Annotated in this window: 23 protein-coding genes; 12 read left to right on the top strand and 11 right to left on the bottom strand. The window is 32.7% G+C overall.

What is annotated here, in order from left to right:
- Positions 1-38: 38 nt before the first annotated feature.
- From BUB80_RS11285 to BUB80_RS11305, 5 genes are all read right to left on the bottom strand, one after another.
- Positions 39-2,024, bottom strand: a complete 1,986-nt coding sequence (locus BUB80_RS11285; RefSeq protein WP_073293031.1) for a urocanate hydratase — start codon at positions 2,022-2,024, stop codon at positions 39-41.
- 116 nt (positions 2,025-2,140) lie between these two features.
- Positions 2,141-2,611 carry a hypothetical protein gene (locus BUB80_RS11290; RefSeq protein WP_073293032.1) on the bottom strand — a complete coding sequence of 157 codons (471 nt, stop codon included), beginning with the start codon at positions 2,609-2,611 and terminating at the stop codon, positions 2,141-2,143.
- 201 nt (positions 2,612-2,812) lie between these two features.
- Complete coding sequence (locus BUB80_RS11295; protein WP_073293033.1) at positions 2,813-3,106, bottom strand: hypothetical protein; 294 nt, start codon at positions 3,104-3,106, stop codon at positions 2,813-2,815.
- A 90-nt stretch (positions 3,107-3,196) separates the two neighbouring features.
- Complete coding sequence (locus BUB80_RS11300) at positions 3,197-5,344, bottom strand: outer membrane beta-barrel protein (RefSeq protein WP_073293034.1); 2,148 nt, start codon at positions 5,342-5,344, stop codon at positions 3,197-3,199.
- A 93-nt stretch (positions 5,345-5,437) separates the two neighbouring features.
- Positions 5,438-5,770 carry a DUF6249 domain-containing protein gene (locus BUB80_RS11305; RefSeq protein WP_073293035.1) on the bottom strand — a complete coding sequence of 111 codons (333 nt, stop codon included), beginning with the start codon at positions 5,768-5,770 and terminating at the stop codon, positions 5,438-5,440.
- 107 nt (positions 5,771-5,877) lie between these two features.
- Here BUB80_RS11305 and BUB80_RS11310 point away from each other — a divergent pair, with 107 nt between their 5' ends.
- Together BUB80_RS11310 and BUB80_RS11315 are read left to right on the top strand one after the other, a co-directional pair.
- Positions 5,878-6,423, top strand: coding sequence for an RNA polymerase sigma factor (locus tag BUB80_RS11310; RefSeq protein ID WP_073293036.1), 546 nt, complete (start codon positions 5,878-5,880; stop codon positions 6,421-6,423).
- Entirely contained in the window at positions 6,410-6,802 is a 393-nt protein-coding gene (locus BUB80_RS11315; protein ID WP_073293037.1) for a hypothetical protein, read from the top strand. The genes BUB80_RS11310 and BUB80_RS11315 overlap by 14 nt, the downstream gene beginning before the upstream one ends.
- 70 nt (positions 6,803-6,872) lie before the next feature.
- Here BUB80_RS11315 and BUB80_RS11320 read toward each other — a convergent pair whose 3' ends face one another.
- Positions 6,873-7,847 (bottom strand): 2-hydroxyacid dehydrogenase, encoded by a 975-nt coding sequence (locus tag BUB80_RS11320; RefSeq protein ID WP_073293038.1) that lies wholly within the window; start codon positions 7,845-7,847, stop codon positions 6,873-6,875.
- Positions 7,848-8,407: 560 nt separating this feature from the next.
- On the opposite strand from BUB80_RS11320, the gene BUB80_RS11325 reads away from it, so the two are divergent.
- On the top strand, positions 8,408-9,385 hold the full coding sequence (locus tag BUB80_RS11325) for a 3-oxoacyl-ACP synthase III family protein (protein WP_073293039.1): 978 nt from the start codon (positions 8,408-8,410) through the stop codon (positions 9,383-9,385).
- A gap of 36 nt (positions 9,386-9,421) precedes the next feature.
- Positions 9,422-10,246 (top strand): SDR family oxidoreductase, encoded by an 825-nt coding sequence (locus tag BUB80_RS11330; protein WP_073293040.1) that lies wholly within the window; start codon positions 9,422-9,424, stop codon positions 10,244-10,246.
- A gap of 194 nt (positions 10,247-10,440) precedes the next feature.
- On the opposite strand, the gene BUB80_RS11335 is transcribed toward BUB80_RS11330, so the two are convergent.
- The gene (locus BUB80_RS11335; protein WP_073293041.1) at positions 10,441-11,094 is read right to left on the bottom strand and encodes a protein-L-isoaspartate(D-aspartate) O-methyltransferase; all 654 of its coding nucleotides are present in this window, start codon (positions 11,092-11,094) and stop codon (positions 10,441-10,443) included.
- 134 nt (positions 11,095-11,228) lie between these two features.
- On the opposite strand from BUB80_RS11335, the gene BUB80_RS11340 reads away from it, so the two are divergent.
- From BUB80_RS11340 to BUB80_RS11375, 7 genes are all read left to right on the top strand, one after another.
- Positions 11,229-12,194: a Gfo/Idh/MocA family protein gene (locus BUB80_RS11340; RefSeq protein ID WP_073293042.1), complete on the top strand. Its 966-nt coding sequence runs from the start codon at positions 11,229-11,231 to the stop codon at positions 12,192-12,194.
- 643 nt (positions 12,195-12,837) lie between these two features.
- Positions 12,838-14,568 carry a cellulase family glycosylhydrolase gene (locus BUB80_RS11350; RefSeq protein WP_073293044.1) on the top strand — a complete coding sequence of 577 codons (1,731 nt, stop codon included), beginning with the start codon at positions 12,838-12,840 and terminating at the stop codon, positions 14,566-14,568.
- Between the two features lie 65 nt (positions 14,569-14,633).
- On the top strand, positions 14,634-15,512 hold the full coding sequence (gene bla-A, locus BUB80_RS11355) for a CGA/CIA family class A beta-lactamase (RefSeq protein WP_073293045.1): 879 nt from the start codon (positions 14,634-14,636) through the stop codon (positions 15,510-15,512).
- A 65-nt stretch (positions 15,513-15,577) separates the two neighbouring features.
- Positions 15,578-15,988, top strand: a complete 411-nt coding sequence (locus tag BUB80_RS11360) for a hypothetical protein (RefSeq protein ID WP_073293046.1) — start codon at positions 15,578-15,580, stop codon at positions 15,986-15,988.
- Positions 15,989-16,002: 14 nt separating this feature from the next.
- Positions 16,003-16,893 (top strand): 3-hydroxybutyryl-CoA dehydrogenase, encoded by an 891-nt coding sequence (locus BUB80_RS11365; protein WP_175549601.1) that lies wholly within the window; start codon positions 16,003-16,005, stop codon positions 16,891-16,893.
- 106 nt (positions 16,894-16,999) lie between these two features.
- Positions 17,000-18,316, top strand: coding sequence for a hypothetical protein (locus BUB80_RS11370; protein ID WP_073293048.1), 1,317 nt, complete (start codon positions 17,000-17,002; stop codon positions 18,314-18,316).
- A 37-nt stretch (positions 18,317-18,353) separates the two neighbouring features.
- Positions 18,354-18,593: a hypothetical protein gene (locus tag BUB80_RS11375; RefSeq protein ID WP_002977986.1), complete on the top strand. Its 240-nt coding sequence runs from the start codon at positions 18,354-18,356 to the stop codon at positions 18,591-18,593.
- Positions 18,594-18,644: 51 nt separating this feature from the next.
- Here BUB80_RS11375 and BUB80_RS11380 read toward each other — a convergent pair whose 3' ends face one another.
- The 3 genes from BUB80_RS11380 to dnaN all read right to left on the bottom strand — a co-directional run bounded on the left by BUB80_RS11380 (position 18,645) and on the right by dnaN (position 23,203).
- Positions 18,645-19,055 (bottom strand): META domain-containing protein, encoded by a 411-nt coding sequence (locus tag BUB80_RS11380; protein WP_073293091.1) that lies wholly within the window; start codon positions 19,053-19,055, stop codon positions 18,645-18,647.
- A 344-nt stretch (positions 19,056-19,399) separates the two neighbouring features.
- Positions 19,400-21,802: a phenylalanine--tRNA ligase subunit beta gene (gene pheT / locus BUB80_RS11385; protein WP_073293049.1), complete on the bottom strand. Its 2,403-nt coding sequence runs from the start codon at positions 21,800-21,802 to the stop codon at positions 19,400-19,402.
- A gap of 270 nt (positions 21,803-22,072) precedes the next feature.
- Positions 22,073-23,203, bottom strand: coding sequence for a DNA polymerase III subunit beta (gene dnaN / locus BUB80_RS11390; RefSeq protein ID WP_073293050.1), 1,131 nt, complete (start codon positions 23,201-23,203; stop codon positions 22,073-22,075).
- A 197-nt stretch (positions 23,204-23,400) separates the two neighbouring features.
- Here dnaN and BUB80_RS11395 point away from each other — a divergent pair, with 197 nt between their 5' ends.
- Positions 23,401-23,754, top strand: coding sequence for a diacylglycerol kinase family protein (locus BUB80_RS11395; RefSeq protein WP_073293051.1), 354 nt, complete (start codon positions 23,401-23,403; stop codon positions 23,752-23,754).
- 129 nt (positions 23,755-23,883) lie between these two features.
- Here the strand turns inward: BUB80_RS11395 and BUB80_RS11400 are convergent, their stop codons facing one another.
- Positions 23,884-24,528 carry an SGNH/GDSL hydrolase family protein gene (locus BUB80_RS11400; protein WP_083547144.1) on the bottom strand — a complete coding sequence of 215 codons (645 nt, stop codon included), beginning with the start codon at positions 24,526-24,528 and terminating at the stop codon, positions 23,884-23,886.
- Position 24,529 lies beyond the last annotated feature (1 nt).

Genomic DNA, 24,529 nt, shown 5'->3' on the forward strand with positions numbered 1-24,529 from the left:
CCTGCTTCACAGCAGGTTTTTCAATATCTAAAAAGTTTTTAAAACAAATCTTCATCCACAAAATTCGGCAACGTCACTTTCAAATTCGGTTCCATTTCCATCGCTCTTTTAATAGCGAAAACGGCACCTTCATTTCTAGCCCAGCTTCTTCTTGAAATCCCGTTGTTAACGTCCCAGAAAAGCATTGATTTTAATCTTCTGTCGGCATCATCGCTTCCATCTAGCAACATTCCGAAACCACCGTTGATTACTTCTCCCCAGCCAACTCCACCTCCATTGTGAATGGAAACCCAAGTTGCGCCACGGAAACTATCACCGATCACATTTTGAATTGCCATATCTGCTGTAAACCTTGAACCGTCATAAATATTGGAAGTCTCTCTGTAAGGTGAATCCGTTCCCGATACATCATGATGATCTCTCCCTAAAACGACAGGTCCGATTTCTCCATTTTTGATGGCTTTGTTGAAAGCTTCAGCGATTTTCATTCTTCCTTCTGCATCGGCGTATAAAATTCTCGCTTGAGAGCCAACGACCAATTTATTTTCCTGTGCTCCTTTGATCCACTGAATATTATCTTTCATCTGCTGTTGAATTTCTTCAGGAGATGTTTTGATCATTTCTTCTAAAACCTGACACGCAATTTCATCCGTTTTCTGTAAATCTTCCGGTTTTCCGCTTGAGCAAACCCAACGGAATGGTCCGAAACCATAATCGAAACACATAGGTCCCATAATATCCTGAACATAACTCGGATATTTAAATTCTTTTCCAATCGTCGGATTGTCAGACATTACATCTGCTCCGGCTCTTGATGCTTCCAATAAAAAGGCATTTCCATAATCGAAGAAATACGTTCCTTTTTCTGTATGTTTATTGATTGCTGCCGCATGTCTTCTTAAGGTTTCCTGAACTTTTTCTTTGAATAATTCAGGATCTTCAGCCATCATTTTGTTAGATTCTTCAAAACTTTGTCCTGCAGGATAATATCCTCCAGCCCAAGGGTTGTGAAGGGATGTTTGATCTGAACCAATATCAATTCTTAGATTTTCCTGATCAAATTTTTCCCAAACCTCAACAATGTTTCCAAGATAAGCCAGAGAAACGGTCTCTTTACTGTCTTGAGCTTTCTTGACTCTTGCTACCAATTCATCCAAATTTTCGTGAATTTCATTCACCCATTTTTGCTCGTGACGAATCTTTGTAATTTTAGGATTTACCTCAGCACAAACCGTAACACAACCAGCAATATTTCCTGCTTTTGGCTGAGCTCCACTCATTCCTCCTAAACCTGAAGTAATGAAAAGTCCACCTTTGGGTTCTTTATTAATTTTTCTGAAAGCGTTTAAAACCGTAATAGTAGTTCCATGAACAATCCCTTGCGGGCCGATATACATATAACTTCCAGCGGTCATTTGCCCGTATTGCGTAACCCCAAGTGCATTGAATTTCTCCCAATCATCTGGCTTAGAATAATTTGGAATCATCATTCCATTGGTTACTACCACTCTCGGCGCATCTTTATGAGAAGGAAACAATCCCATCGGATGTCCTGAATACATGGTCAATGTCTGCTCATTTGTCATTTCCGACAAATACTTCATGGTCAAAAGATATTGAGCCCAGTTGGAGAAAACAGCCCCATTTCCACCATACGTAATTAATTCGTGAGGATGCTGAGCCACTGCATAATCCAGATTATTCTGAATCATCAACATAATCGATTTTGCCTGCTCAGATTTTCCGGGATATTCTGAAATTGGTCTTGCCTTCATTTCATAATCCGGACGGAAACGGTACATGTAAATTCTACCGTATTTTTCTAATTCTTCTTTAAATTCAGGCAACAACTCTGCATGAAACTGAGGTTCAAAATAACGCAACGCATTTTTTAAGGCTAGTTTTTTCTCTTCTTCCCCTAAAATTTCTTTACGCTTCGGTGCATGGTTTATATTGGTATCGTATGGTTTTGGTTGAGGTAATTGATTAGGAATACCTTGCTGTATTTGTTCTTGGAAAGTCATATTGTTATATAAAGTTCTTAGTTTAATTTGAAAGTCTTAAAGATATTCAAATTAGAAAATACAATGCAACTAAACGATAAAAATTCCTTCTATAATTACAGGAAAAGTTTAAAAAATTAACGAAGAAGATACCAGATTAAAACACCAATTCCGGTATAAGCAGCAACAGTAATAATATCAGCTATGGGTTGTGAGAAGCGTTTTTCCGCAATTTTTTCACCATTGATCTGATTCTTATGGAATTTCAGAATTCTTTTAGGATTATTAATCGGATGTGCAACTAGGCTATCTCTTTCCCATTTGTCAACTATTATTTTATAGCTCTTACCGTCAACATCAATTTTAAATTTTTTGTTAGGGACAAGTTTCTCTTGAACATTGATCGGAATAGGCATTGGTTGAGGCTTCAGGCCTTGGGATTCAGCTGTTGAGCTTTTCAGTTGCGTAGAAGTATCATTAGCAAGAGTTGGGCTCTTTTTAGATTCCTTCTTATTGTCCGCCGGTATATCCGCCTGTTTCTTAACCTGGTAAGTATAGCAACTGATAAGAGAAAATGATAATATGATGAGATAAAGATTCTTTTGCATTGGCCAAATTTAAGAATTAAACGGAATATTTAGTATTTTCTTTTTAAAGATCCCCATTTTTTGTTTTTCCCTATTAACCACCTAGTCTTCTTTCTTTGATAAAATTCGATTTTCTAGAGGAGAAGAATTTTCCTTAAAGATAAACTATATGCTTCTGCTCCAAAAACAAAAACCTCACTGTTATCAGTAAGGTTGATTATTTTAAGTAAGTACGTCATCGTTGGTTTCCTCGTGGTCGTCATTATTATCACTTGTACTCCAATAGTTATTTTCTTCATCTTCGGAGCCTATTTCTTCCATTTCATCGTCATCTTCCACTCCGGGAATATCCAGTCCTTTATCAATTTTGTCATCATCAAAATCTTCATTTAAAATAGGATTCCCATCGCCATCCAAAGGAATATGTTTCTCTTTATTGAAAATATCTTCATTGGGATTATAATCCATCTCTTCCAACTTTCTGTTTTGGGCATTTGTATTATCTTCAGGTATCATAATTTGAGTATTTAATGTTGAATAATATTAAGTCAAAAATGGTTCCAACTTGGAAATTATTTTCAATTAGGATAAATAAAGAATAAAAATTTAGTTTGATAAATCATTATTATTTATTTTTCGTTGAGTTGTTTTAATCTCATCTTTTAATTTTCCAAATTTATACTGAACACTTACCCCAAATGATTTGTAATAATCTCTTATATAATTGTTTTGATAAAATTGTTCTCCCCATGTTTCCGTAACCGATTTTCTAAATTTATTGAACGGATTATTAATAGATGCAGAAAACACAAGCTGGTTATTTAAAATACTTTTACTGACACTAAAAGACGATCCTACAAAACCATTTGTTGTGCTTTGTAAACCTGCAGGCATTTTACTGTTGATTTCCAAATTTGAATTGACATTCCAATTATTTTCAAACTGATAATTTGCTGTGATATAAAGATAATATGTGAAAAGATTATTTTTAACGAGAACATCATTCACTATTCCATTGATTAAAAAGAAGGCAGCATTTCCATTTATACTTAGGTTCAGCTTTTTGGTAACCGGATAATTAAAATAATAATCCAATCCTAATCTGCTTATTTTACTTGAATTCTCAAAGGTTGTTTTGGTGACGTTGGTAGAAGAATCATAAGTAGAAACCTTGATATCAACTTTATTTGAAAAGGAATATGAAAGCCCAACATTTAGGTTTACTTTTTTATTAAATGAATAATTTAGCATCACATCATTGTTGACAACAGGTTTTAGATATGGGTTGCCACTGACTTCAAAATACGGATTTGATTTATTGATAAAAGGATTCAATCTGATAATTCCGGGTCTTTTAATCCGTTGTGAAAAACCAAAATTAATGCTGTGATATTCTTTCCATTTTTTATTCATCGAAATATTGGGAATCAAATTAAAATAATTTTGCTTTACTCCTGTAGCCGTGGAAGTAAAATTCACTTTAGTTTCTGTACCTTCAAGTCGTAGGCCTGTTTGAAAACTCCAGTCGAATACACTAAATTTTGCAGAAAAATAGCCTCCATAAATATTTTGTTGATTTAAAAATTCATTGGAATTCAAAACATTTTCAGGAACGGCATCGTAAGCACTACTATTTTTTCTTAGAATCATTTTCAAGCCTGTTTCCAAATATATTTTTTGGATATTTTTTACAAAATCAATTTGAAATGTATTTTCGCTATTTTGGTTATTGTTATCCTGATCAATTCTGCTGCTAGAATTTTCGATTCTATTATTGATCTCGGAAATGCTCGATAAAGTGTAATCATAATTGTTGAATTTGTAGGACCAAGTTAAAAGCTGGCTTTTATCTTTTTTAAAGCCCATTTGATAGTTAACAGAGGCTTCAAAACCTCTTTCTTTACTTTGAGAATTATTAGATGAAGCTGTATTTTCTGTCAGAATATCCTGTTGGTAGAAATAAGAATCAAGAAGATCTTTAGACTTACTTTTAGAAAAATTTGACCCTACTTGAATGTTTAATAAATGTAAACTGTCGATTTCATAGCTTACATTCATATTAAAATATCTGCCATTTCCTTTGCTCGAAATCCTTCCCTTTTGATCTAGATAATTAGATAAAGCTTGTTGATTATTTTGATAATCAATTTCAGGATTATTTCTAAAAAAACCGCCACCATATGCCGAAATTCCAATTTTATTCTGTTGAATATTTAATGAAAAACCTGCATTTTGTTCCTGTTTAGGAAATTTTGTTCCGAAGTTCACAGAAGCATTATATCCGTCTTTCATTTTCTTGGTGCTGATAATATTAATAATTCCTGAAACACCTTCTGCGTCGTATTTTGAAGAAGGATTTGTGATAATTTCAATACGTTGAATGGTATTTGCCGGAATACTTTTTAAAACCTCTTTTGCATTGGTATTGAGAAGTTGAGTTTCCTTACCATTTATTAGAATTTTAAAATTCATATTCCCTTTGAAAAGTATATTTTCATTGCTGTCAATCGATAAATAAGGCAGCTTTTTCATCATTTCAATCAGACTTTTAGATTTACTTTCCGGGTCTGACTGAACATCATATACCAAACCATCGATCTTACTTTTAATTAAAGGTTTTTTGGAACTGATAACGACTTCTTTTATTGAAGTTTCCCGTTCATTCACTATTGAATCTTTTTTCGTCTCCTGAGCATGTACTGTATTTATAAACACAATAAAAACCAGTATTGAAAGTATCTTTGAGTTTTTCATAATTATAAAAAAAGAACATAGAAATCCCGAGTGCAAAGTTTTTTGCCCTGAAAACAGTTCGAGATTTTTATTGATTAAATTAGATTGAGAAACTTATTTCTTCTGATTTTTCATCATGAAATAATAGGTAAGAAAACCGAGTGCAACAAAGACTGCCATCACTCCATAAGGAAGAGGTGTATTTTCATCATGTGGAAGAAATTCTAATACGATAAGACCAATTCCACCAAACAGTAAAATAATACCCCATTTCAACATTTCCGTATTAAATCCCGTGAGATTATTCAAGATGATATACATCTTATCATCAATATTTTCTTTATTGAGTATTTTTTTCTTCAAGTTATAATTGGTAATCACCACGATAATTACCGAGAGGGAAATTAAAATCGCGATCATAACGATAAAGGGTGCCAATGATTTCATTTCGATTAATATTTGACCAATAGACAAAGTTATAAGGCTAAAGGTTACAAAAATTAGAATAAATTAGAAAGTTGTAACCTAAAGAGAAAAAATCTGTCTAATAAGATATGTTTGATGAAGAAAAAACCATTAATGAAATCCTGAAGGGAAACCTTGGCGCTTTCCAGCATATTGTAAAGCAATATCAGAATTTGGTGTATTCTATTTTAAACAGAATGATGAATAATGATGAAGATATTGAAGATGTGGGACAGGAGGTTTTTATTAAAGTATATGAGCATTTAAAAAGCTTCAAAAGAGAATCTAAATTATCTACCTGGATCGCCAAGATCACCTACAATGTTGCCGTAAATTATATCAAGAAGAATGCAAAACATCAATTTAGTATCATTGATGACCATTCAGATTTTCAATTCTCTTCTGAAACTCCAGAAACAAAACTGATCGGAAAAGAATTTGATCTTTATATCAACAGATTAATCAGTGAACTTCCATTGCAATACAGAACGGTCATTACGCTGTATCATTTGGATGATTTCAGTATTCAGGAAATTCAAAAAGTCACAAAATTCCCTGAAGGAACCATTAAAGGATATTTATTCCGAGCAAGAAAATTATTAAAAGAAAAATTGAAAAAAGATGGATACCAATAAAGATAAAAAAACTAACAATTTCATTGCTGATCAAAAAAATCATGATGAATTTGAAAAAGATTTATTAGGATTTGATATACTTAATGATTCTTTAAAAAAGCCCTCTGAAAAAGGATTTTCATTAGGGTTTTCTACTCATATTATTAGAAAAATTGAAGTAAAGCAACAGCGTCAGTTCAATCTAAAAATATATTCTCTGCTTGCTGTTATCCTATTAATGAGTCTGGTTTTATTAATTACTCTGTTTAATGAAGATCAGCTTTCAATGATGTTTTCATTATTTTTCAAGTATAAATTCATCATCCTATTCACTCTGATAGCGGTAAGCTTGGTGCAGATAGGCAGTAGATCATTTATCTTAAAAGAGGAAAAAGATTGATACTTATCAAACCTATAAGGTTTTAAAAACCTTATAGGTTTAGTTTGTCTTTAATTAAAACTCAAACAAATTATCCTTTGTAAACCTCAGGATTAGCACAATTGGGCATTTTTTCCCCTTTAGAAAAAGCAATGATATTTTCTGCAGCTACTCTTGCCATTCCATTCCTCGCTTCAATGGTTGCAGAACCAATATGTGGCAATACACAAACACTTGAAAGCTCCAAAATAGGGTCTTCTTTAAAGATAGGTTCCGGATTGGTAACATCTAAACCAGCTCCCCAAATATGCTTGGAAACCAATGCTTCATATAAATCTTTTTGATTATGAAAACCACCTCTCGCTGTATTAATGAATATCGAATTGGTTTTCATTTTTTCAAAAACGGATGCATTAAAAAGATCTTTTTGGTCGGGAACAAAATTAGCATGAATACTCAACACATCAGATTGTGCAACCAGTTCTTCGAAAGAAACATAAGTAGCATTGAGTGCTTTTTCTGCTTCTTCATTGTGATGACGATTATGATAAATAATATTCATATCAAACGCTTTCTTACATTTTTCGGCCATTTCGAAACCTATTCTTCCCAATCCGAAAACACGTAAGATTTTCCCATACAACTCTTGTCCTAAAGCATGTAGAGGATCAAAATCTCCCCAATTTCCCTCTTTCACTTTTTGGAAATTAAAGCTCGCTCTTCTTGCAACCGATTGCATCAATAAAAATGCAACATCTGAAGTAGCTTTACTTAATACATCCGGTGTATTTCCGATAGGAATATTCTTTTGGGTAGCTGATTTAATATCCACATGATCGAATCCTACAGAATACAAAGCAATTGCTTTTACATTCGGACATTGGTCAAAAAAATCATGATCAAATGTATTGTGTCCCACATTTAAGATTGCATCTGCATTTTCACAATATTTTAACCATTCTTCATGAGGTAGATTATCATGTGATGGGAATGTAATTTCGAATCCTGCCTCTTCCAGCATTTTGATTCCTATTTCCGGAATCCTTTTGTTGATGAATACTTTCATTATTTATTTTGTAATTAATTATTAAAGCTTTTAAAATAGAAAACCTCACTCTGCTATAATGGGGTCTTAATTTATATCTTGAAACTATCTATTTTGATCTGTCTTGTTTTCTCTAAATTCATTTCAACAGACATTTTTAATTCAATTTACAATCAATAAGCATAAATTATATATCCTTATTGATCGATTTTCAATTTTCATATCAACAAAATATGATTAAGTTATTGAGAATAACTTCTTACACCTCAACCTAATTACTTAGCATATTTTTTGAGTGTTACTAAAATTATGTGATGATTTTAAAGCTGTGTATATCTATACCATTCAATACTAAAGAAATTCGATAATAAAAACGTTACAATTTTCATTCCGAAACAATCATAACCATTCTTATTTATACCACCTGATTTAAGATTTATCTTCAAAAAACAGCATCTATAACACAAATAAAAAAGCTAACAAAAAACCATTTGTTTAATATAATTATTAATAGATTTGCTTTGTTTTTACATTAAAATCAAAATTTCAAACAAATAAATCAACATAACACAAAAAAAAACATGAATAGAAAAAATGCCTTTATAAAAGGTACAGGATCTTACGTGCCTCCAAAAATTCTAAAAAATGATTTCTTTGAAGCTATTGGCTCTTCTGATGAATGGATTTATAAAAATTTGGGGATCAAAGAACGTAGAATTGCAGAGGGGGAAGTAACCAGCGACTTGGCTTATAAAGCCGGATTAGAAGCTTTAAAACAAGCCAATGTAAAAGCAGAAGAAATAGATTTGATTATCGTAGCAACTTCTACTCCAGATAGACAAGCACCTTCCACAGCGTGCTTTGTGCAGGAAAAAATGGAAGCTTATCAGGCAGTGGCATTTGATATTTCAGCAGTCTGTTCGGGCGGATTATACGGAATCGCCATCGGTTGTCAGTTTATAGAAACAGGCATGTATCAAAATGTTTTAGTTATTGGCGCTGATACCTTTTCAACCATTACCGATTGGGAAAGAAAAGATTCGGTATTTTTCGGAGACGGTGCAGGTGCCATATTACTTTCGGCTACCACGGAAGACAAAGGATTTTTTGATTTTAAACTTCACGCAGATGGTCGTGGAAAATATCATTTTAATATTCCTGCCGGAGGTTCTGAAATGCCTGCATCAGAAGAAACACTGAAACAGAAACTTCATTATTTTCAAATGAATGGTAAGGAAGTTTTTAATACAGCAACTAAGGTGCTTCCTGAAACAATTACTGAAATCCTTGAGGCTAATAAGCTTTCCGCAGACGATGTAGACTGGGTAATTCCGCATCAGCCGAGCATCAGAATTCTTCAGGAAACCGCCAGAAAAGTCAATATCCCTTTTGAAAAAGTAATGACCAATATGGATAAATACGCCAACACTTCAGGAGGAACTATTCCTATTGTTCTTGACGAAACTTATAAAAGTGGAAAAATACAGCCAGGAAACATCCTTCTATTTGCTGCTGTAGGCTCAGGGTGGACCTGGGGAACAGCGCTTTACAAGGCTTAGAAATTACTATTTCATTTTAAATAACATAAAAAAATTATGCTGAAAGATCAAACCTTCCTAATTACAGGCATTGCAGATGAAAACTCTCTTGCCATGAAAACCGCTGAAAAGATTCTTGAAAATAACGGAAACGTGGTATGCGCAGGATTAGGAGTTACTCCTTTTCATAAAAACATCTCTGAAAAAGCTCAGGGATTTCTTCATAAAAACTATACCGACTTTAAAACCGCTTGCCACAAAGTTTTAGGAGATCAGGTGTACACCGCCCCTCTAGATGTTACCTTACCAGAAAGCCTGGATTTTCTGGCGAAAGATCTCTATCAAAAAGACATTAAACTTAACGGCTTTCTTCATGCTATCGCAATGGATAAAACTATCAGACAAAAATCTGTAAAACCGATGCTGGAGGTTACCGTAGAAGAATTTAATGAAACGATGAATGTTTCCGCCTTTTCTTTGATTTCCTTATCGCAAGCATTACTTTCTAATAATGTTCTTCAGAATGGAGCTTCTATTGTATCGCTTAGCTATATTGCGGCAGAAAAAGTTTCTTCTTTTCCTTATATTAATATCAGTATTGCTAAGGCTGCGCTTGAACGTTTAACCATGGAAATCGCTCATGAATTAGGCAGAAAACATGGGATTCGTGCCAATGCCATTCGTTTTTCACCTTATATGGGAAGTAAGGCCGGAAATGCTACATTGAATACTGAAGATGTTGAGAAAGCCAATCAAAAAAGTCCGTTAGGAAACGCTTTACCTGAAGATTTAGCCCACGAAATTGTGCATCTTTTCAGAAAAGAAACAAGAATAACCGGAGAAATCCGTCACGTGGACGGAGGTTTTCATATTATGGGATAATTTGTAACGTTTTTAATTTTGGTAATCGCAAAGACGCTATTTTCTAATTCAATTATGCATAATAAGGCGCAAGGATTTTATCTTCGATAAAATTGAATACGTTAACATCACTGAAAATCTTTGATTTTCTAGCGCCTTAAAAAAGTTTTTTTATGAATCTTTGCGTCTTAGCGTTTTGCCAACAATTAGAGTTATTATTGATTTGTTTTGCCTAACATTGGAACAAATTTATATGCTCCAAATTCTTCTTTCTCAATCTCTGTCGGAGAAATTTTGGTAAACCTATACAACACCTGCTCATCTGTTGGACCTAACGGAATCACCATTTTGCCTCCTACTTTTAGCTGTTTCAATAATTCCGTAGGTAATACGGAAGCTCCACAAGTCACAATGATTTTATCAAAAGGAGCAAATGTCGGAAGCCCTGCAAAGCCATCTCCAAAACTCTGAAACTTTGGATACAAATGCATTTCACGCAGCTTTTTCTTAGAAAAATCGAATAGATCTTTTTGTCTTTCAACTGTATATACCAAGCCTTTCATTGCTATAAGCACAGCAGTCTGGTAGCCACATCCGGTTCCGATCTCCAATACTTTTTCACCAGCCTTTAATTGTAATAATTCAGATTGCTCTGCCACCGTTGAAGGATGCGAAATAGTCTGATGTGCCAAAATAGGAAAGGCACGGTCTTCATAAGCAAAATCTTCAAAAATACTTTCTATAAAAAGGTGTCTCGGAACTTCATTCATTGCCGAAAGTACATTTTCATCTGAAACTCCAATTCTATATCGAAGATATTCAACCAAATTTTTTCTTTTTCCTTTATGTACAAACGAATCGTGCGTCATTAGATAGTAGTTATTAGGTTTTCGGGTAGTAGTTTGCACAAAAATAATAAAACAAATACTATTTATCAACCTAAAACCTATCATCTATTTCCTAATACCTAAAATCATTATATTTACAGAAATTTAATACAACTATGTTAAAAGCAGGTTTGGTAGGTGCCGGACATTTAGGAAAAATACATTTAAGACTTCTTAATCAGTCGGATAAGTATGAATTTGTAGGTTTCCATGATAAAGATGTAGAAAACGGTAAAAAATTAGAAGCCGAATTAGGATATAAATATTTTGAAAATTTTGATGATCTTTTGGATCAGATCGAAATGTTGGATATTGTAACTCCCACAATTTATCATTACGATTATGCTTTAAAAGCAATTGATAAAGGACTTCATTTTTTCATCGAGAAACCTGTAACCCATACATTGGAACAAGCAGAAGAAATCCTTCAGAAATGTCGTGAAAATGGGATAAAAGCTCAGGTGGGTCATGTTGAAAGATATAATCCTGCTTTTATGGCTACTAAGGAATATATCAAAAATCCAATGTTCATCGAGATTCACCGATTGGCAGAATTCAACCCTCGTGGAACAGATGTTTCTGTGGTATTGGACTTAATGATTCATGATTTGGACATTTTATTAAGTGTTGTAAAATCTAAAGTTAAAAATATTCATGCAAGCGGCGTGTGTGTAGTAAGTAAAACTCCGGATATTTCTAATGCAAGAATAGAATTTGAAAACGGATGTGTTGCCAATCTTACAACATCCAGAATTTCAATGAAAGCAATGAGAAAAAGCCGTTTCTTCCAGAAAGATGCTTACATCTCTGTAGATTTCTTGGAGAAGAAAGCAGAAGTTATCCGTATGAAAGATGCACCTGAAAACCCTACTCCATTTGATATGATCATTGAGAACGCAGATGGAGAGAAAAATCAGATTTTATTTGAATATCCAAACATTCAACCTAACAATGCGATTTTGGATGAGTTGAATTCTTTTGCAGATGCCATCACAGAAGATAAAAATGTAGAAGTTTCTTTGGAAGACGGAACTGAAGCGTTGAAAGTGGCTTTGGAGATTATGAGATTGATAAATAATTAATGAAGAAAATAAAAGATTACATACTTCCCTTGATATTTTTGTATCTATCAGTAATCTGTTTATATGTAAGCTACTTATTTATTATTGATGATTATAATATCTCCAAAAGTATTTATCAACCTTATAAATCTTTCATACAACTATCACCTTTTGATAATTGGAATGTTTTTATAACAATTTTTAAAGGAATTTTTGGTGTCATTGGATTTATAAAATATGTTTTTACTAAAAAATTGATTAATTATTTCAACACTTTATTTTTATCAATCACATTATTCGAAATTATAATCCAACTATATTTTCAAATTCGAAAATTTGAAAATTTTTCCGTTTATATTGATTTTTATAGTGTAATTATATCAGGAATTTTATTCGTAATTCTAGGTGTCTTTTACTTTAAAAGTGTCAAAATAAAAAAGATATTTCCACAGATATTATTAGGCTTATTTTTAACAGTATTATCTTATTGTTTACATTAATTCTAAAAAAAAACATTAATAAGCGGGCTATAAATCCCGCTTATTATTTTTCAGTAAATTGTCAAATTATTCACTTTTTATTCAATAATTTTTAAATATATTTGTCTTTACTTAAAAGTAATTAATTCTAAAATCAATCTCCTAATATTTTAAAAGTCAAAACTATGAAAAGAGCCATTCTATTGTCCGCGGTTTTATTGTCTCAATTTGGGACATCACAGTTGTTAAAAACCAATGGTCAAAAAATCGTAAATGATAAAGGTGAAAATATTCAATTAAGAGGCCTAGGTTTAGGTGGATGGATGTTGCAGGAAGGATATATGTTGAAAACAGCAGATTTCGCAGGTCCACAATATAAGATCAAAGAAAAGATTACAGAATTAATCGGCGAAAAAGGAATGAATGAATTCTATAAAGCCTATCTAAAAAATGGAATTACAAAACAGGATATTGATTTTCTGGCAAAATCAGGATTCAATTCCATAAGACTTCCGATGCATTATAACCTGTATACCTTACCTATTGAAAAAGAATCTGTAAAAGGTCAAAATACATGGCTGGAAGAAGGTTTCAAAATGACGGATGATCTTTTGAAATGGTGTGCAGACAATAAAATATATCTTATTCTGGATATGCACGCACTTCCCGGTGGACAGGGAAATGATGCGAACATCTCTGACAATGATAAATCAAAACCTTCACTTTGGGAAAGCGAGGAAAATCAAAAAAAGACAATTGCCCTTTGGAAAAAACTGGCAGAAAGATATAAAGATGAGCCTTGGATTGGTGGTTATGATTTAATTAATGAGCCTAACATCAATTTCACAGGAAAAAACCCGAACGGAACAGATGAAATGTCAAATGCTCCGCTTTGGAAACTACAGAAAGATATTACAGAAGCTATTCGTCAGGTTGATAAAAAACATATCATTTTCCTTGAAGGAAACGGATGGGGAAATAATTATAACGGATTGACACCGATTTGGGATAATAACATGGCATTCAGTTTCCATAAATATTGGAACAATAATGATGACGAAACATTAAAACACGCACTAGATCTGAGAGAGAAGCATAACATGCCAATCTGGTTGGGAGAAACCGGAGAAAACTCTAATGTTTGGTTTACAGAATTAATCCAGCTTTTAGATAAGCATAACATTGGATATGCGTTCTGGCCAATGAAAAAGATTGATAATATTGCAGGAATCGCTAATGTAAAGATTACTCCGGAATATCAAAAGCTACTAGATTATTGGAAAAATGGAGGTGAGAAACCGTCTAAAGAATTCGCAACAAAAGCTTTGATGAAAATTGCTGACAACTATAAATTCAGTAATGTTGAAATTAAGAATGATGTAATTGATGCAATGTTCAGACAAACAACAGATGATTCTACAAAACCATTTAAAAATCATGTAGTTCCTGGAAGGGTTTTTGCGTCAGAATATGATTTGGGAAGAATGGGTTCAGCGTATCTGGATAAAGACTTTGTTAATCTTTGGGTGAGTGATCCAGCCAAAAGATCTGAATGGAATTCAGGAAATCAAATGCGAAATGATGGTGTTGACATTTATACATGTAATGATAAAATCACCAACCAATATTACATAGGAAAAACAGAAGCCGGAGAATGGATACAATACACCATTAACGCAAAAGCTGATAAAAGCTATAGTTTCGACATCAGATACTCAAGTAAAACGAATGGTAAAATTAGACTTGAGGATGCTACAGGAAAACAACTAGCCACATTCACCCTCAACTCTACTGGAGGAAATGAAACATGGAAAACCGTTTCTGCTAAAGGAATCACTCTTAAAAAAGGAGAAAATAAAATCAGAATCTATTTCGAAAATGACGGAGTCAATCTTAATTATTTTGAAGTAAAATAATTATAATTGTCTTAAATTGCAAATCCCTTTTAGATTCTAAAAGGGATTTTTTAATATAAAATATTATGAAAAAAACAGGGCTCCTTTTTCTTTTGATCTCAGCATTCACATTTGCACAAAATACAGTGCTGGACAAGAAGATCAATTCAATTATTAAAGATAAAAAAGCAACGGTTGCCGTTTCTGTTTTAGGCTTTGAAAATGCATTTAATTACAATAAAAACGGAGAGAAAAAACTCCCGATGCAAAGTGTTTTTAAATTCCATATTGCAGCGGCAGTTTTGGATTTCGTAGATAAAGGAAAATTATCTTTAGACCAGAAAATTTCACTCAACAAATCTAATTTATTAGAAAATACATGGTCTCCTCTTCGCGATAAATATAAAGATGCCAACGCAGAAGTTCCATTAAGTGAGATCATTGATCAAACTGTTGCGATGAGTGATAATAACGGCTGCGATATCCTTTTACAACTCATTGGAGGTACGCAAACCGTTCAAAAATTCATGGATTCTAAAGGCGTAAAAGGTTTTCAGATAAAATTCAATGAAGAAGCCATGCATAAAGACTGGAATGTACAATATGAAAATTACAGCACGACTAATTCTGCAGTTCAGGTCTTGAAAAAATTCTATGATGGAAAATTACTTTCTAAAAAATCTACAGATTATCTTATGAAAGTAATGCTGGGAACCCAAACAGGATTAAATAAAATGGTAGAGCAACTTCCAAAAAATACACCTGTAGCCCGCAAAACGGGAGCTTCCGGAAAGAATAAAGACGGACTTACCGGGGCCGAAAACGAAATAGGAATTGTAACTTTACCCAACGGCAAACATTATGCAATTGCTTTATTTGTAAGTAATTCTACAGAAACAGATGCCGTAAATTGCAAAGTAATTTCTGATATTTCAAAAGCAGTTTGGGACCATTTTAATAAGTAAATTTTAAAGCTTATTTTTAAAGAGTTTTAAGGGCTAAAAATAACAAGCAATAAAAACAAATTAATATGAAAAAAATAGTATTAATATCAGCAGTATTTGGTTTTACATTCTTTTCGGCACAGAAAAGTGAAAACTATTTACAATTAAGATATGGAAGTATTTGTTGTGGAACTCCTTCAACAGATCCTGTGATGAATTACATAAACAAGTTTCAGAAAAAAAATAAAATTAAGAATCTGGAAATCTACAAACAAGGAGGCATGGGAAGAGAAGGTGAATTTTATTTGTATATAGGAACCGATAATCTTTCAAAAAAACAGACCACGATGTTTGTAACAGGTTTACAATCTGCCATTGAAACACAAAATAATACAAGAAAGGAGAATCACGACGGAACAGTGGCTTTTGAAGCAACAGAAATTGTGAAAAAAGCCGACTTATCTAACGCAAGAAATTTAACTATCTATAAAAAATAATTTAAGGAAAAATGATCAAAAACATTGTAGTTATCGGAGCTGGAACCATGGGAAATGGTATTGCACATACTTTCGCTCAAAGCGGTTTTAATGTAAATTTAGTAGATGTATCTCAAGATGCTTTAGACAAAGGTTTAAAAACTATTACCACCAATCTTGACAGAATTATTGCTAAAGGAAATCTTACTGAAGAGCAAAAAGCAGAAACTTTAGGGAACATAACTACTTTCACAGAACTTAAAAATGCTGCTTCAAATGCAGATTTAATTGTAGAGGCTGCAACAGAAAACCAAGATTTGAAATTGAAAATCTTTGGTCAGATGGATGAATTTGCTCCTGAACACTGTATTTTGGCAACCAATACCTCTTCAATTTCTATTACTAAAATCGCTGCCTCTACAAAAAGAGCAGATAAAGTAATCGGAATGCACTTCATGAACCCAGTTCCTATTATGAAATTGGTAGAAATCATCAAGGGCTACTCTACTTCAAAAGAGACTTTCGATATTATTTATGAAATGAGCAAAACATTAGGAAAAGTTCCTGTAGAAGTGAACGACTATCCAGGTTTTGTGGCCAACAGAATTTTGATGCCAATGATCAACGAATCTATCGAGACTCTTTACAATGGTGTTGCCGGAGTTGAGGAAATTGATACCGTAATGAAACTAGGAATGGCTCATCCAATGGGTCCCCTTCAATTAGCAGACTTCATTGGTCTTGATGTTTGTTTAGCGATCTTAAATGTAATGTATGACGGCTTTAAAACCCCGAAATATGCGCCCAATCCATTATTGGTGAATATGGTAATGGCAGGGAAATTAGGTGTAAAATCTGGTGAAGGTTTCTATGATTATTCTGAAAGCAAAAAAGCAGAAAAAGTAGCTAAAATGTTTGCCAAATAAGAGAAATGAATTATCAATTGCTCATCGTGAATTTTTAAAATTGACATGAGATTATTCAGTTTGAAGAAAATTTGACTTGCATCGCAAAATTCACTATTTTTCTTCGATGAAATTTAAAGAAAAATACATTCAAATATCAATGGTCATCATTACTTTAGTGATGACCATTGTACGTTTTTTATTGAATGAAAAAGGTCGAGTAAATCCAGATTCAATAAGATATATGAGAACTGCTCATGTATTTCCGGTCATTGATAACACCACCACCCCTTTGGGCTATCCATTAAGTATTAAATTTTTCACTCTTTTTGGATTCGATGAATTTTGGAGCAGTAAAGTTGTTGGTCTTTTAGCATTTCTTTTTATCATATTTTTTGCTTGGAAAAAGAACTTTTATGTAAGAGAAACCATTATTATAAGTTCTTTATTTGGTTTTCTTTCTATTTACTCTTACACGATGAGTGAAGCCCTCATTCTTCCTTTTGTATTTCTTTTTTTATATACCGCAATGCTCATCATTACAGGAAAGTTAGAAAAATGGAAAGCTATTTTCTATCTATCTTTATCTTTAATTGCACTTTATAACATCCGGTACAGCGCTTTATTCATTATTGGAGGAACCGGACTTTACGGGCTTATTTTCTGGAAAAGAAAATATTCTTTATCCTTCATCGTTTCTGCTGCAATAAGTTTCATTTTTATTGTTCTTTATAAATTTCTATTCATTGATTATTTTAATGAAAATTACGTTCAGCAATTTTTAGAAATGGGTCTTCATTCTACTTCTCAATTATTGGTAGAATTATTCCAAGGTTTATGTACGAGCTTTAATCCGTTTATTCACATTGCAGACCCTGGCGGCGGAAAAATAAATTATGCTATCTATGGAATTGGATGTGTAAATATTCTTTTGATGATCTATTTATTTATAAAAAATAAATTGTCTGATCCTGAGTTTTTTTACATTTTTGTAGGCGCTTCGGGAATAGTTTGTTCTTATTTTATTCAATATTTTTATTCCGTAAATTCTATAGACTACAGATTAATGGCCCCCTTTAGTTTACCTATCTGGATTGTTTATTTCAAGAAACTATTTGATATATTTGATATTAAAGTATATGTAATTGGCGCTCTAAGCTTGCTTTCAGGATTCGCTTTTACTTGGCTTTCAAAAGGAAATTATCTTGAAAACAGAAAAGAAATCACTCAGTTTTTACAATCTGAAAAATTAGATAAAGTCCCGTTAAAGTTTTTTATCATCGAAGAAAAAGATTTAGAAAAAATACAGGTAGCAGAACTAATAAGTACCGTAAATCCTCAAGTATACATCACTTTTAAACCTGAAGATACTTTAAAAAGAACAACGTTAACGCGCTATAAAGTTTTACAAAAAATTAAAATCGACAAGAACAAATATCAATAATTTTATTATCTTTGATCAAAGTTAAAACATTAAAAAAATGAAGTTACCAAAGTTTTTATTAGCAGATAATTCGGAATTTCCAGAAGATTTATTCGTAGTTCATACAGAATATCCAAGATTTATCTTAAACGTTGAGGAAGAAGAAGTTGAGTGGTTAGATGATTTAGAAGGTGATGATGAAGAAACTATGGCAGATGAGGCTACTAAAGTGGTAGAAGCAGCATTCAAATGGTGTGATGAAGAGTTGGCTAAGTACGACGAAGAAGAGGAAGACTAAGAAACTCTCTTAAGCATAAAAAAAGGAACTCAAATTGAGTTCCTTTTTTATTTATTCAGCTTTATTAAATTTCAATAATAAAAGATTGTCTTTATACAATTCTAATGTATTTCCGGAAACAACATATTTATTAGCTTTCCCTACCATATCCATAAAATTCTGCTCTACGCTCATATTATCACAAGCCATTCTTGTAGAACCCATTTGTCCGGCAGAAAAACTTCCCGTAGATACATCTACTTTTGCTGTCCCAAAATAATTATTACATCCCGCATTTCCGTTGATCTTTTCCCCTTCAATATTTAACGTTGGAACTTTTCCTTTTACATTATCTGCCAACGTCCATTTTGTGTTTGACAATGACGGTTGAGATTTTCCTACTTTAGAAGCAGAAGGACTCGACATTGTTCCACACGATGCCAATACCGCTGCTGTACATATACTTAAAAAAATATTTTTCATTTTTCTCTTTTTAGATTTAACCAAATTTACGGAAATTATATTATTCAAACGGGTTTCAGAGGATTTTATTATTTCCCAAAATACTTCTTCTTGAATTTTATTTTGAAGCTCTTGATAGGAATTAGTTGAAAATTAACATGATACTTTTTATAAAAATTATTAGAATTATTATTAAAAACACTTTGACTCCGTTCAGCATGACATCGCTAAAAATTCACTATCAAAGCAACGCAGTAAGTATTTAGATAAAACATTCTGGACGAGTCGAAATACCTTCTATTAAACAAAAAAACGGACTAAAAAAGTCCGTTTTGATAATATATATTAATGTAGTAATCTTTATATTAAGATCTTAATTCTGCAGCAAATTCCTTTTGGAAAGATTTGATTAGAGAATCCATAACCTGAGAAATTTCTTTTTCTTCCAACGTTTTTTCTTCATTCAACAACTCGAAACTCATTGCATAAGATTTCTTTCCTTCCGGAAGGTTTTTCCCTTCATATACATCAAATAAATTGATGTTTTTGATGAATGGAGATTTATTCTTCTTAGCCGTTTCATACAATTCCTGATACGTAATATTCTTATCAATCAATAAAGCTAAATCTCTTCTGATTTTGTTGAATTTTGGAATATCATTAAACTTCAATACATTTTTAGAACGTAATTCCTGAGCAAACTCTAATTCAATTTCAGCATAGAAACAATCTTGATCAATATCAAAATCTTTCAACATCTGAGGAGCTACTTTTCCTATTCTTACGAGAGCTTTTCCTTCCACCTCATATGCTAAAGCATCAGAGAATCTTGCATCAGATAAAGCAACTTCTTTATAATCAACAGCCAATCTTTCTAATAAAACTTTCACATACGCTTTCAAGTTATAGAAATCTGTTGCAGATTTTGGCTGCAACCAGTTTTCAGCAACATTTCTTCCAGAAATCAAAATTGCCATTTGTTTTCTTTCTTCGTATTGTGCTCTTTTGTGATAGATCTTACCGAATTCGAAGAACTTAATATCTTGATTCTTTCTGTTGATATTGTAAATAGCATTTTCTAGAAGTCCTTCTAATAAAGACTTTCTCATGAATGCTAAATCATTACTTAGCGGATTCAACAATCTTACGGCATCCGTTTCATCTTTTACAGAAGTTAATGAATTGTTCATCACTTCATTGAAACCAAGGCTCTGTAAACTTCTTGCCCAATTGTTTTCCAATTCATCCTGATCTTTCGCACTTAGCTTTACAGGAGTGAAAGAAATCTTTTGTGGAGCATCTATTTTGTTATATCCGTAGATTCTTAAGATCTCTTCAATAACGTCGATTTCTCTTGTAACGTCTGCTCTGTAAGCAGGAACGGAGATTTCAAAACCATTTTGAATTTCATTTAAAACTTGAATTTCAAGGGCTTTTAAAATTTCCTTTACTTTTTCTCTGTGAATTTTAGTTCCTAAAATCTGTTCGATTTTAGAGAATCTGATGATCACATAATTATCTTCAATTTTCTTTGGATACTCTTCCAACAAATCTCCGGTCAACTTTCCACCTGCAATCTCCTGAATCATTTTGATAGCATGCGTAATCGCAGTTCTTGTGATGTTTGGATCTACACCTCTTTCAAATCTAAAAGATGCATCTGTATTTAAACCGTGGAATTTGGCTCCTTTTCTTACCGCTACCGGATTGAAATAAGCACTTTCCAAGAAAATAGTTTTCGTTTCATTAGAAACTCCGGAATGAGCACCACCGAAAACTCCGGCAATACACATTGGGTTATCACTTCCGTCTTTGATGATAATCTCAGAACCGTTTAAAGTTCTTTCAACACCGTCTAACGTTGTAAATTTAGTTCCTTCTTTTACGGTTCCAACTTTCACTTTTTTGTCAGCAATTTTATCTGCATCAAAAGCGTGAAGAGGTTGTCCTAAACCGTGAAGAACATAGTTTGTAATATCTACAATATTATTAATCGGGCTTAATCCGATTGCTTTTAATCTGCTTTTCAACCAAGCCGGAGATTCTGCAACTTTTACATCTTCAATGACAGCTCCGATATATCTCGGACATAATTCTGCATCTTCAACTTCTAAACTAAAACTGTGAGCACCTTCACTATTTAACGTTTCAGAACTTACTTTTTCAAATTCAGATTTTTGCTTATTTGTAGAAAGGAAAGCAAATAGATCTCTAGCAACCCCATAGTGAGACATTGCATCGGTTCTGTTTGGTGTTAATCCGATCTCAAAAACTTCGTCTGTTGTCAATTCAAAATAATCAGCAAAATTCTTTCCAACTTCATATTTTTCTTCATCCAGTACCATGATTCCTCCGTGATCATTGCTAAGACCTAGTTCGTCCTCTGCGCAAATCATTCCCTGAGAAACCTCTCCTCTGATTTTGGCTTCTTTAATTTCAAAAAAACCACCTTCTTTATCATAAATTTTTGTTCCAACAACCGCAACAGGCACAGTTTGCCCAGCTTCTACATTCGGAGCTCCGCAAACGATGTTTAACACCTTTCCGTTTCCTATTTCTACTGTTGTTTTATTCAGTTTGTCTGCATTAGGGTGTTTTTCGCAAGTTAAAACTTTACCTACGATAATACCTTCCAGACTTCCTTTGATACTTTCAAATTTATCTATCCCTTCAACCTCAAGACCAATATCCGTCAGGAATTCACCAATTCTTTCAGGTTTCAATTCCGTTTTAACATAATCCTTCAGCCAGTTGTTTGATATTTTCATTTACTAAATCTATTTTTTAATTGGTCAAATGGAACTTCACAGTTTCATCTGATAATTTCTATTTATTAGGACAGATGGAACCTTTGGATTTCATCTATTAAATTTTGAAAATTTTATTTGAATTTTTCGAGTTACAAATGTCGTGTTTTTTTGAGAAATATCGAAATTTAGAACTAACTTAAAACAAATAGTTTTGTTAATTTTTACTTATTAGAAACAAGAAGAGATCCTGAAAATTCAGAACCTCTTATATTTTTATCTAATCAAATATTACAATCCAATGACTGGCATTGATAACATTAAGATATTTTCATTTTCTTCAAGACCATCCAACGGTTCAATAATTCCTGGTCTGTTCGGTTGAGACATCTTCATTGTAATATCGTCTGAACTTAAAATCGTTAACATTTCAGTTAAGAATTTAGAGCTAAAGCCAATGTTGATATCTTCACCATTATAATCGCAAGGAATCTGCATGTCTGCTTTGTTTGCATATTCTGTATCTTCTGCATGAAGGTGAAGAATGTTTGCCGACAATTTAAATCTAACCTGATTCGTAGATTTATTAGACATAATAGATGCTCTCTTAATTGCTCCCAACAAAAGATTTCTGTTGATTGTTAATACATTCGGGTTTTCTTTAGGAATTACCGCTGTATAGTTAGGATATTTCCCATCAATCAATCTACAAATCCAGATATGCTTACCAAAAGTAAACTTAGCCATGTTCTCATTGAAATCGATGGTTACATCTTCATTAGAGCTTGCTAAGATATTTTTGAAAATATTTAAAGGTTTTTTAGGCATGATGAATTCCATTGGCTCAGGATTCATCAAATCCATTCTTTTGTACACCACCAATCTGTGAGAATCTGTAGAAACAAAGTTTGTTTCATTTTCTCCAAACTGGAAAAGAACTCCCGTCATTACAGGACGAAGAGAGTCATTACTTGTTGCGAAAAGAGTGTTCGTAAGAGCTTCAGACAAAACTCCCGCAGACATTGTAACGCTTTGAGCAGCATCAAATTCCGGCAATTCCGGATAATCATCAGCATTATCTAAAGCTACTGCGAAATTATCTTTTTCATCTAAAATCTCAAGCTGACTTCCCGTTCCCTCATCATTATCTTTTACAGACAACGTCAAAGGCTGTTCGCCGTATGTCTTGATAAAATCTTGAAAAATTTTAGCAGGAACAGCAAATTTACCCGAATCATCAGACTTAACATCCAAAGAAGTAACAAGAGTAGTTTCCCCATCAGATGCAGTGATAGTAACATTATTCCCGTTTAATTCAAAAAGATAATTTTCTAAAATAGGTCTCGATTGAGAGCTTGATATTACGCCACTTACAGTTTGCAAAGCTTTCTGCAGTTCTCCACTTGAAATAATAAATTTCATAGATTTAAAAATAAATTTTTACAAATATAATAAATACAAAATAGATTAAAAAATATAATCCTGAGAGTTATTAACAACCATCAAAAGATTATCCACATCACCTCTACTTTGGTTTTTTATGATAAAACATCATAAAGGAATAAAGATAAGGATTTTCTTCAAGCAATTAATTATATTTGTAAATAAACTTTTCATTTATGCGAAAACCACCGATTCATAAAAGTTTTCTGAATGCTTTTCGAGGTGTTTTTTTAATGATAAAATCTGAAAGAAATTTTCAATTAGAACTTCTGGCGTTCATTGTTAATCTTATATTAATTTTTTATTTACAACTTTCCACACTTGATACTGCTTTAATTTTGATCGTATCTTTTGGTGTTTTATCAGCCGAAATTTTCAATACTGCCATTGAAAAAATATGTGATTTTATTCAACCGGATTTTGATAAAAGAATAGGCTTTATTAAAGATATCTCTGCGGGAGCGGTTATTTTGATGGCGGCTTTATCTGTTATTGTTGGAATTTTGGTGTATTGGAAATATATCTTTTGATTGATTTTGTCATCCCGAGAAAACAAACTAGCCTATATTGAGGATACAAAGTTCTGGCTAAAGCTTTTTTCTTCCACAGATTTCACGGATTTACGCAGATGATTGTGTTATTTGTGAAAAAATTAATGATTATTTGTGTTTAAAATCTAAATATTTTTCAATGATTGGCAGGGCAATTTCAGCCATCATTCCATAGCCTTTTTCGTTAGGATGAACTCCATCTTTTGATAGCAAAAATTCTTTATCTTCTAAAAACGCAGAATAAAAATCAATATAAATTGATCCATCTTCAATCGAGATATCTTTAAGAATCTTATTATACATCACAACTTCTTCATTGGTTCTCAATTTTCCTGAAGTTGCCACCAGCCCATCAACAGTTTTAGAAAACGGTAAAATACTTATCAAATAAATATCGTTGGAATATTGTTTCGCATGTTGAATTGCAGTTTGAATGTTATTTCTAAATTGCTCAGGACTTACCATTTGACTCCCTTCTTTTATCGCTAAGTCATTTGCTCCATAACCGATAAAAACAATATTTCCATCAGCAGAATTTCTTGCCCTTAATTCATGCGGAATCCTTTTTATCAAACCCTCAGTTGTTTCTCCTCCAATTCCAAGATTAAAAAGTATCAATTCGTCTTTTGCACCTTCGTTATATTTCTGCAATGCATACCTCTTCAGAATATCAACCCAACCTCCAAAAACACCGTCATATTCTCCGTAGGTGATGCTGTCACCAAAGAATAAACCATATATTATTTTCTTCATT

Origin of the sequence: Chryseobacterium polytrichastri (genome assembly GCF_900142445.1) — a bacterium.
Taxonomy (GTDB): domain Bacteria; phylum Bacteroidota; class Bacteroidia; order Flavobacteriales; family Weeksellaceae; genus Chryseobacterium; species Chryseobacterium polytrichastri.

Excerpts from the sequence above, each read along its gene's own strand:
- BUB80_RS11285 (WP_073293031.1), bottom strand. The coding sequence starts at position 2,024 with ATGACTTTCCAAGAACAAATACAGCAAGGTATTCCTAATCAATTACCT.
- BUB80_RS11290 (WP_073293032.1), bottom strand. The coding sequence starts at position 2,611 with ATGCAAAAGAATCTTTATCTCATCATATTATCATTTTCTCTTATCAGT.
- BUB80_RS11295 (WP_073293033.1), bottom strand. The coding sequence starts at position 3,106 with ATGATACCTGAAGATAATACAAATGCCCAAAACAGAAAGTTGGAAGAG.
- BUB80_RS11300 (WP_073293034.1), bottom strand. The coding sequence starts at position 5,344 with ATGAAAAACTCAAAGATACTTTCAATACTGGTTTTTATTGTGTTTATA.
- BUB80_RS11305 (WP_073293035.1), bottom strand. The coding sequence starts at position 5,770 with ATGAAATCATTGGCACCCTTTATCGTTATGATCGCGATTTTAATTTCC.
- BUB80_RS11310 (WP_073293036.1), top strand. The coding sequence starts at position 5,878 with ATGTTTGATGAAGAAAAAACCATTAATGAAATCCTGAAGGGAAACCTT.
- BUB80_RS11315 (WP_073293037.1), top strand. The coding sequence starts at position 6,410 with ATGGATACCAATAAAGATAAAAAAACTAACAATTTCATTGCTGATCAA.
- BUB80_RS11320 (WP_073293038.1), bottom strand. The coding sequence starts at position 7,847 with ATGAAAGTATTCATCAACAAAAGGATTCCGGAAATAGGAATCAAAATG.
- BUB80_RS11325 (WP_073293039.1), top strand. The coding sequence starts at position 8,408 with ATGAATAGAAAAAATGCCTTTATAAAAGGTACAGGATCTTACGTGCCT.
- BUB80_RS11330 (WP_073293040.1), top strand. The coding sequence starts at position 9,422 with ATGCTGAAAGATCAAACCTTCCTAATTACAGGCATTGCAGATGAAAAC.
- BUB80_RS11335 (WP_073293041.1), bottom strand. The coding sequence starts at position 11,094 with ATGACGCACGATTCGTTTGTACATAAAGGAAAAAGAAAAAATTTGGTT.
- BUB80_RS11340 (WP_073293042.1), top strand. The coding sequence starts at position 11,229 with ATGTTAAAAGCAGGTTTGGTAGGTGCCGGACATTTAGGAAAAATACAT.
- BUB80_RS11350 (WP_073293044.1), top strand. The coding sequence starts at position 12,838 with ATGAAAAGAGCCATTCTATTGTCCGCGGTTTTATTGTCTCAATTTGGG.
- bla-A (WP_073293045.1), top strand. The coding sequence starts at position 14,634 with ATGAAAAAAACAGGGCTCCTTTTTCTTTTGATCTCAGCATTCACATTT.
- BUB80_RS11360 (WP_073293046.1), top strand. The coding sequence starts at position 15,578 with ATGAAAAAAATAGTATTAATATCAGCAGTATTTGGTTTTACATTCTTT.
- BUB80_RS11370 (WP_073293048.1), top strand. The coding sequence starts at position 17,000 with ATGAAATTTAAAGAAAAATACATTCAAATATCAATGGTCATCATTACT.
- BUB80_RS11375 (WP_002977986.1), top strand. The coding sequence starts at position 18,354 with ATGAAGTTACCAAAGTTTTTATTAGCAGATAATTCGGAATTTCCAGAA.
- BUB80_RS11380 (WP_073293091.1), bottom strand. The coding sequence starts at position 19,055 with ATGAAAAATATTTTTTTAAGTATATGTACAGCAGCGGTATTGGCATCG.
- pheT (WP_073293049.1), bottom strand. The coding sequence starts at position 21,802 with ATGAAAATATCAAACAACTGGCTGAAGGATTATGTTAAAACGGAATTG.
- dnaN (WP_073293050.1), bottom strand. The coding sequence starts at position 23,203 with ATGAAATTTATTATTTCAAGTGGAGAACTGCAGAAAGCTTTGCAAACT.
- BUB80_RS11395 (WP_073293051.1), top strand. The coding sequence starts at position 23,401 with ATGCGAAAACCACCGATTCATAAAAGTTTTCTGAATGCTTTTCGAGGT.
- BUB80_RS11400 (WP_083547144.1), bottom strand. The coding sequence starts at position 24,528 with ATGAAGAAAATAATATATGGTTTATTCTTTGGTGACAGCATCACCTAC.